This is a genomic window from Pseudoalteromonas aurantia (genome assembly GCF_005886875.1).
GTDB classification, from domain to species: domain Bacteria; phylum Pseudomonadota; class Gammaproteobacteria; order Enterobacterales; family Alteromonadaceae; genus Pseudoalteromonas; species Pseudoalteromonas aurantia_A.
Map to the genome: position 1 here is coordinate 1 of NZ_PNBY01000162.1, position 7,782 is coordinate 7,782.

The window sequence follows — 7,782 nt, forward strand, 5'->3', positions numbered from 1 at the left end:
TTGAATGGGTGTCACTGTTCATGCTTATATCCAAATTTTCATCTACAGATAATCCCAAACCACTCTAAATAAGGTGGATTTATATTTTTACTTGAAACCACAATATATTGCCCGTATAGTGCGCCCGATTATTCAGGGTCAACCCTGAATGAAAAGCATAAAAAACAAGCTGTTACGGTTTTTTTACACAAACATAATCACATTTTATCTCCAATTGGATGGTGCAAATAATGCAAGGAAAGTTATTTCGTTCGCAGGCATTGGAACATCAAAAAGACCGCCTTCATGGTCAGGCGCTGGTTGTTCCTCGTTTTTCTTATACCATAATTTCAGTCCTGCTCTTTATCTGGGTTGTGGCCGTTTCTTTCTGGTTGTTCAATAGCCAATTTGCAAAAAAAGAAACTGCGCTTGGTTGGGTTGAACCTTCAGCTGGTATTATTCGGGTATTTCCAGATGCTTCCTCTGGTACTGTCAAAGAGGTTTTAGTCAAAGCGGGAGAGTGGGTGATCAAAAACCAGCCTTTAGCAATAATCAGCGGTGACAAAATGCTAATGAATGGGGCCCACCTTGAAGATGTATTACTCAACGAATATCAAGAACAGCAAAAAATAATCAAGCAACAGTTAGCAAGAACTCGCTTAATATTCAAACTCAAAAGAGAAGACGCTAAATTACAATTATCGGCTTCAAAACAAGATCTCGACCGATTAAACAACCAAATAAAAACACTGAGTGAGCGCTTTGAGTTAAGCAAGTCCAAAGCCGCCAACTACAGTAAAATGGTAACCCAAGGCTTTGTTTCAGAGGTGGATGGCCAATCTATTGAAGAACAGAAACTGGCATTAAAAAGCCAATTTGAATCGCTCGAAAGAGAAAAAGTCAATCAAAAAAACCGCATTGAGCAACTCAATACCCAGCTTGCCTTATTGCCGAGCGAAGAAGAAAACCAAATCGACGAGCTCAACCGAAACCTCAGTGATATTGCGCAGCGTACCGCACAACTTCAAGGGCAAAAGGAATACATAGTTCGGGCCGCTGTTGACGGATTTGTTTCGAACCTTCAAGTAAAGAATGGACAACAGACCCAGCAAAACTTCCCTTTGATGTTCCTTGTTCCGCCAAATGACGGTATGGAAGTCAAGCTACTGGTACCGGTAAGAGCCGCAGGTTTCGTCAAACCGGGACAAGAGATAGAAATACGATATGACGCTTTTCCGTATCAAAAATTTGGTCTCTATTCGGGGCAACTCGCTCATATCTCTGAATCGATATTACTCCCTAGCGAATTGGATAGTGCGCCAGTGCCGTCAAGCGAAGCTGTATATTTAGTAACAGCAAAACTCAACAGCCCAACCGTGAATGCCTATGGCCAAGAGTTCTCACTAAAAGTAGGCATGACTCTATCAGCTGATATAAAACTGACAGATAGAACTATTTTAGAGTGGTTGTTGGAACCTCTGCTTAGTATAAAAGGAAAATTGTAATGGAGAATGCACTAACGCTGCCACGCCCGGAAAACCTGCTTAATCTAAACTCAAATAGCCGGTTGCCTGTGATCATCCAAACGGAGGCAAGCGAATGTGGATTAGCTTGCCTGGCAATGATTTCAGGTTATTACGGCTATGATGTAGATCTGACCAGCTTACGAGCGCGATTCTCGATCTCTTCCCATGGCGCAACATTAAAACAAGTCATGGATATCGCTGCAAAAGTGAACCTTTCCAGCCGGGCTTTGAGGCTTGAGGTTGAAGAACTGGGGCAACTTCAAACCCCTTGTATTCTTCACTGGGAAATGAAACACTTTGTGGTTTTAAAAAAGGTTACCACCAATAAAGTAGTCATTCATGATCCTGCCATTGGCGAGCGTTCTTTTACCCATAAAGAGATCGGCAAGTACTTTACCGGTGTGGCACTTGAATTAAGCTCTACACCTGAGTTTGAAAAGGGAAAAGAGAAAAGCACCCTGAGCCTGAGTCACTTTTGGTCAAAAATCGTCGGCTTAAAGCGCAGCCTGATGCTCATACTCGCTTTGTCTCTGCTCATTCAGCTGTTTGCACTTATTAGTCCTTATTACATGCAAATGGTGGTCGATGATGTGCTGTTGCGAGCGGATGGTAATCTGCTTATGGTATTGGCCTTAGGTTTTGCCTTGCTGCTGTTAATTGATACCGGTACCAGCTATCTCCGCCAGATGGTTATTCTTCACCTTTCGTCCAAATTGAACATACAGATGTCAGCAAATGTATTCCATCATCTGATCCGTTTACCCATGGATTATTTTGAAAAGCGCCATATGGGAGATGTCGTTTCCAGGTTCGGAGCATTAGCCAATATCCGTGAGATGCTGACAACGGGCTTGATCTCTGCCGTGATAGACGGCTTGATGGCGCTGATCACGCTTTCAGTTATGTTCGCATACGACGCAAAACTCTCATTTATCGTACTCTTGGTGGTATTTTTATATGCCCTTTTGCGTTACGCCTTATACCGCCCATTACGGCTTATGCATGAAGAGCAAATTGTAGCGGCAGCGAAGGAAAGCTCCCACTTTATGGAATCCATCCGGGCAATTCAAACCATTAAATTGTTCAGCAAAGAAATCGAAAGGCAAAGTCAGTGGCAAAACCATATCGCCGAAAGCCTTAATAAAGGCATTCAAATTCGCCGCTGGGGCATTGGCTTTTCGACCGCCAACAAGCTTTTGTTTGGTTTGGAGAATGTGGTCATTATTTATTTTGCAGCTAACGCCGTAATGGATAATTTGCTTACGGTAGGGATGTTATATGCGTTTATGAGTTATAAAGGCCGATTTATCAGCTCTATGGACAGCCTTATTGCAAAATGGATAGAGTTTAGAATGCTGGGTCTGCATTTAGACCGGTTAAGTGATGTGGTGTTTACCCCACCAGATAAAATGCTCGAACAGTCAGAGTCAAGCCTGAAAGAGCTTCACCAAAGGCCAATCACGGGCAAAGTCGAATTAGATAACTTATGTTTTTCTTATAGCCCCTCTGAAAAGTCGGTATTTCAAGATGTAAATCTCACCATCAAGCCCGGGGAAACAATCGCCATCGTGGGGAGCAGCGGTGGAGGAAAAACAACCTTACTTAAATGCATGATGGGGCTTTTATCACCGACATCGGGCCGGATACTGGTTGACGGCAAACCCATTCAGGAAATCTTTAATTACCGTAAACAAATTTCTGCAGTGATGCAGGATGACAAGTTATTAAGTGGCTCGATTGCCGATAATATTGCCTGTTTTACCTCAAGTCCGGATCAAGAGCGGATAACGCGCAGTGCTTTTGCCGCATGCCTGCACTACGAAATTCTTCAAATGCCAATGCAGTACAATACCCTTGTTGGTGATATGGGAACAGGTTTGAGTGGCGGGCAAAAGCAGCGTCTGTTACTGGCGCGGGCACTCTATCAAGATCCCAAAATACTCTTTATGGATGAAGCAACCAGCAACTTGGATATAAAAAGTGAGTCGAGCATTAGCAAACAAGTGAAACAGCTCGCAATCACTCGCATTATTGTCGCCCATAGGCCTGAAACTATTCGCTCAGCAGATAGAGTTGTTGAGATCTATAAAGGAAAACTGACGGAAGTTACGCATAAAATCCCCCGTTCAACAATTACGGAGATGGTAGGAGATAGACAATGTTGATGATTAAAGAAGAAGTAAAACAACAACTATCAAAAAGAGAAATGCAAGTTATGGCGGAGCTGCTAAACGGAGAAAGGAATAAAACTATAGCGCAAAAGCTGTATATTAGTGAGCGCACCGTCAAATATCATTGCACTAATTTATACAGAAAGCTCGACATCGAAAGCCGTCATCAATTAATGAGATTTATTAGTTGAAACTGTACCATGGTACAGGTTAAAACTGTACCATGGTACAGGTTTAACTACTTGTTTTTAAGATAAAATCCTTACTCGTCAAATACTGAGTTATGACAATAAATTAAGGAAAACAAGATGAATGACAATATCAAAATGAGACAACTGACGGTTGATGAAATTGACAGTGTAAATGGTGCCGGTGACCTGTGGGATGCGGCTGAAGGCGCGGTCACAGGTGCTGGTAGTAGCGGAGTCTTAATTGGTGCTGCGCAAGTGCTAGGCGTAGCGGTAAGTGCACCTGTAAGTCTTGGGATCATTGCCGGTAGCGCTCTGGCTGTCGGTGCTTGGGAATATTTTACTTCTTAATTTAAAGGAAAATAAAAATGAGAAAATTAGATACAATCGAAATTAATGAAGTAAGTGGTGCTGGTACTATTTCGGGAGAAGCTTTTGAAGGCGGTATACGAGGCGGAGCTGCAGGAGCAAGTGCTGGTGCAGCCATCGGTGCTTCCGTCGGTTCACTCGCTGGTGGAGCCGGTGCAATTCCAGGCAGTATGGTCGGCGGTTTAGTCGGCGGTATGGTAGGTACTATTATTGGTGCTGGCGATGCTGTTTGGGATTACATATATTCCTAAGCACAACTTGGGCTTAGGAATTATTCCCCAAGCCCAAATTTTTAAGGCAAAATTATGACTCATTGGACAATACTCATTCCAGTATTAATCGGCTCTTGGGGACTACAATTCAGGTTTTTATCAAGCGAAAATCATCTGTTTTTCCTCATTGTTACAGCTGTGATGTTAACCATCTCTTATCAAATAAATGTATTGAAGAGCCCGACTGAGAACCTAGCTGGCTATCATAAAAAAGGCTTACTGGCTGCTCTTTTAAACCTGCTTTATTCAGCCGCTTTATATTATAGCTATAGCCATTATAAAGATGACATAGGCGGGGCCTTTATTATGGTGATTAGTGCCATTTTTTTCTTGGCTATATACTTTGTACCTTCATTGATATTTACAAAAAAGGCCAGGGGTTATAGATGAATATCCTCAACAAAGAAACACTCGAACAAAAAATATGGGACTTCTGTAAGCACAGGGAGCTCGATGTTTCCAGCATCTTTCTTTATGGCTCATATGCCTTAGGAACAGCAAAAAAGACTTCAGATGTCGACCTGATCATCATCGACGAAACCTGTAGTGACAGCTATAAAATTCAAAAATACTTTGAAGGGTATTTAATTCAGGCGACTATTTTCAATTTTCAAACCGCATTAAATATCTTATTTGAATCAAGCAAAGCTTCCCAGCCTTTCTTTGCCACCAGCTATGACATGGCAGAAGTCATATACGATAAAACCGGGTTAGCACAATACCTAAAAGAAGTTTCAGCACACGTTCTTAATTTGGGTCCATTCCAGCCGTCTGAGCAATTTATCGAGACAAAAAGGCTATCCCTTATTAACTATCTCAATAATGGCGAGAAAGAAAAATATACCGGTAAGTCTAAAGCCGAAGCAATTTTATGGGCGAGTCGGGTGATAGAAAAGTGTGAAATCCAACTACTCATCCATTGTAAGCAGTGGCGCATGAATAACCCAAGGTTTAGGTCTGAAATTCTGCAAGCAAACTTTCCAGAAATAATAGCAGCACTACATCGCGCGTTAATGTCATTGATTGACACTTCAGATAAAGCAGCCTTTTCAGCTGAAGCAAAAGAAATCATGGGCACAGTCATAAGCTTCAATGAAGAAAGTTCAGCGCCACATTGTTCAGTAGTTTAAACGATTCATTCTACTGTCATCATTTCAGATTTGTATTTACGTGAGTTAACATGGCCGAAAATAAAAAAGATGTAACCTCCGCAATTGTTGAGTTTTGTAAACAATATTGCAAACAGACCGCTGGTATTATGGTCTTTGGCTCGTATATTGAAGGAACCAATACCGAGCATTCCGATGTCGATCTCATCGTCATTGATGAGGCAGAGGTAGAGGGAAAGAAAATTCAGTCAGAGATCTATGGCTATCCTCTGCAAGCAACTATAGTAAATTTTAAAGCGCTGCTCAATCTCCTTGAAAACAGCAGCTCAAACAGGCACTTTTTCTATCCACATTGCATCAGCAAATCAGAAATTTTGCTTGACGGCAAAGGCATGTGCGCATACCTGAAAAAGCGCGCAGGCGAAATAGTTGCCAAAGGCGTGCCTGCAAACAGCGTCCAAAAAATGGAAATTCACCGCATCTCTTTATGTAATTTTTTGCATGATGGCATGAATGAAAAATATACGGGCGGCGCGATTGCCGAAAAATTAATGTGGTCAAACAGAGTCGTTATGATGTGTCATAACTATATCCTGTCGGACAGTAATGATTGGGATTATACCAATGCCAAGCTAAAAAGAACAGTGCTGATAGCAAATCATCCTGAAGTTTATGCATCTTTAAATAAACTCATCGAAAAATTCATCACCCATTTTGATTGCCCCTTGTTCGCACAGCAAATCAAATCCGTGATGAGCGACTATATGAAGTTTAGCTGGGATACAACAGCACCGCACCATTGTTCAATGATCTAATACCAGTAAACCTAAGGCTCCATCATGACTAAACAAATAACATACCTTAATGAATCGTCTAACTTTATTCGAGGCTTACTCTACGCTACGTTGAGGTTGCAGGAACTTAAGTGCATTTGGCTGCTGGAATGTGAAGACTTGCATCACAAAGCCTATATCGGCCAGTCTCTTGGCTACGAAAAAGAGCTGCCTTTAATATTGAACAGGCGTTTGTCAGAGCTGTTTAATGTCGATCAGAGGATACTGATGCCTATTGGCTTTGAAGAGCAAATGAGTTATTTACATAAACAATTTTCACTGCCGGACGTTTGCAAGCTGTTACAAAAGAGTCTTGCTTCATGGACAAAAAAACAACTGGATAAAACTGAAGCGGTTGCCGATGAACCATCAAAGCTCCTGCTCACATCCATTCATGAAATATTGCTTTCTAGTTATGCAAAAATAGGTGAAACAACACTCACTGGCATTGACTTACAACTGGGGCAATTAACGAACATTGAATTCAAAAGCGCTTCACCAGTTGTAAAGCTGCTTGCATATCCTGCCCGCTCGGATAAATTGACATACAAAGATGGCCAGGATTTTGATGAACAAGACAGCTCAGATCTGAAACTGGTTAAATTCATACATTCAATCGCGGTAAATATCGAAATATGTGCCATGGAAGTATGTGCGTTCAATATCCTGACCTATAAAAGCATGCCCCTTGATTTTAAAGCGGATATGGCGCAACAAATTTGGGATGAAGCCAGACACTTTATTTTGCTGGCCGATTACCTTGAGAGCCATATGGGCACTGTTGTCGGCCAGTACTGTTATAACTTTGATGTCTGGAATAAACATCAATTGGGAGATGGACTCGAAGAGCAACTAGCCATTGAGCAAGTGATACAAGAAGGAGATGCGGTTGGTAATAACATGGGCCTGATCTTTCAGCTTAAACAGCGTGGCATTCATGAAAAACTGCAAGCTATTTTAGAATATATCAATGCCGATGAGTCTATGCATACGAAAAATGGCAACAAATGGTTAAACTATATATGTCAGCGCAAAGGCCTAAATTATATGGATATTTTAAAAACTACTTCCCAAAAAATAAATAAGAAGCTGCCAGGGAAATTTCAATTACATGAGAGTATTTATCAGTTTCTAGAATTTCCTGATGAGTATATTACTTATACTAATCAAGCCTTTCAAAACAACTAACCGGTTGCCGGCGGTGTAAGCTGAATGTAACAGCACGCTGAGCTATTGCTCATAATTGTGACACTTTATGATATTCAACCAGCTTTAAGCAGCGTGATTACGAATTTACACTGACATATATGGACATTCACAGTGTGTCAAACAAAA

General features: G+C 41.4%; 9 protein-coding genes. All 9 read left to right on the plus strand.

The window, feature by feature from the left end:
- The first annotated feature begins 230 nt into the window (after positions 1-230).
- The 9 genes from CWC18_RS20190 (at position 231) to CWC18_RS20230 (ending at position 7,635) form a co-directional block, all read left to right on the plus strand.
- A complete protein-coding gene (locus tag CWC18_RS20190; RefSeq protein WP_171041178.1) occupies positions 231-1,484 on the plus strand; it encodes an HlyD family secretion protein in 1,254 nt (417 codons plus the stop codon).
- Positions 1,484-3,670 carry a peptidase domain-containing ABC transporter gene (locus tag CWC18_RS20195; protein WP_138675992.1) on the plus strand — a complete coding sequence of 729 codons (2,187 nt, stop codon included), beginning with the start codon at positions 1,484-1,486 and terminating at the stop codon, positions 3,668-3,670. The genes CWC18_RS20190 and CWC18_RS20195 overlap by 1 nt, the downstream gene beginning before the upstream one ends.
- Positions 3,664-3,867, plus strand: coding sequence for a response regulator transcription factor (locus CWC18_RS20200; protein WP_138675993.1), 204 nt, complete (start codon positions 3,664-3,666; stop codon positions 3,865-3,867). Before CWC18_RS20195 ends, CWC18_RS20200 begins: the two co-directional genes overlap by 7 nt.
- Before the next feature lie 117 nt (positions 3,868-3,984).
- Positions 3,985-4,215 (plus strand): hypothetical protein, encoded by a 231-nt coding sequence (locus tag CWC18_RS20205; RefSeq protein WP_138675994.1) that lies wholly within the window; start codon positions 3,985-3,987, stop codon positions 4,213-4,215.
- A gap of 17 nt (positions 4,216-4,232) precedes the next feature.
- Positions 4,233-4,484, plus strand: a complete 252-nt coding sequence (locus tag CWC18_RS20210; RefSeq protein WP_138675995.1) for a hypothetical protein — start codon at positions 4,233-4,235, stop codon at positions 4,482-4,484.
- 54 nt (positions 4,485-4,538) lie between these two features.
- Positions 4,539-4,895: a hypothetical protein gene (locus CWC18_RS20215; RefSeq protein ID WP_138675996.1), complete on the plus strand. Its 357-nt coding sequence runs from the start codon at positions 4,539-4,541 to the stop codon at positions 4,893-4,895.
- On the plus strand, positions 4,892-5,635 hold the full coding sequence (locus tag CWC18_RS20220) for a nucleotidyltransferase domain-containing protein (RefSeq protein WP_138675997.1): 744 nt from the start codon (positions 4,892-4,894) through the stop codon (positions 5,633-5,635). Before CWC18_RS20215 ends, CWC18_RS20220 begins: the two co-directional genes overlap by 4 nt.
- 50 nt (positions 5,636-5,685) lie before the next feature.
- The gene (locus tag CWC18_RS20225) at positions 5,686-6,429 is read left to right on the plus strand and encodes a nucleotidyltransferase domain-containing protein (protein WP_138675998.1); all 744 of its coding nucleotides are present in this window, start codon (positions 5,686-5,688) and stop codon (positions 6,427-6,429) included.
- A gap of 96 nt (positions 6,430-6,525) precedes the next feature.
- Positions 6,526-7,635, plus strand: a complete 1,110-nt coding sequence (locus CWC18_RS20230) for a DUF455 family protein (RefSeq protein ID WP_171041179.1) — start codon at positions 6,526-6,528, stop codon at positions 7,633-7,635.
- The last annotated feature ends 147 nt before the right edge of the window (positions 7,636-7,782 follow it).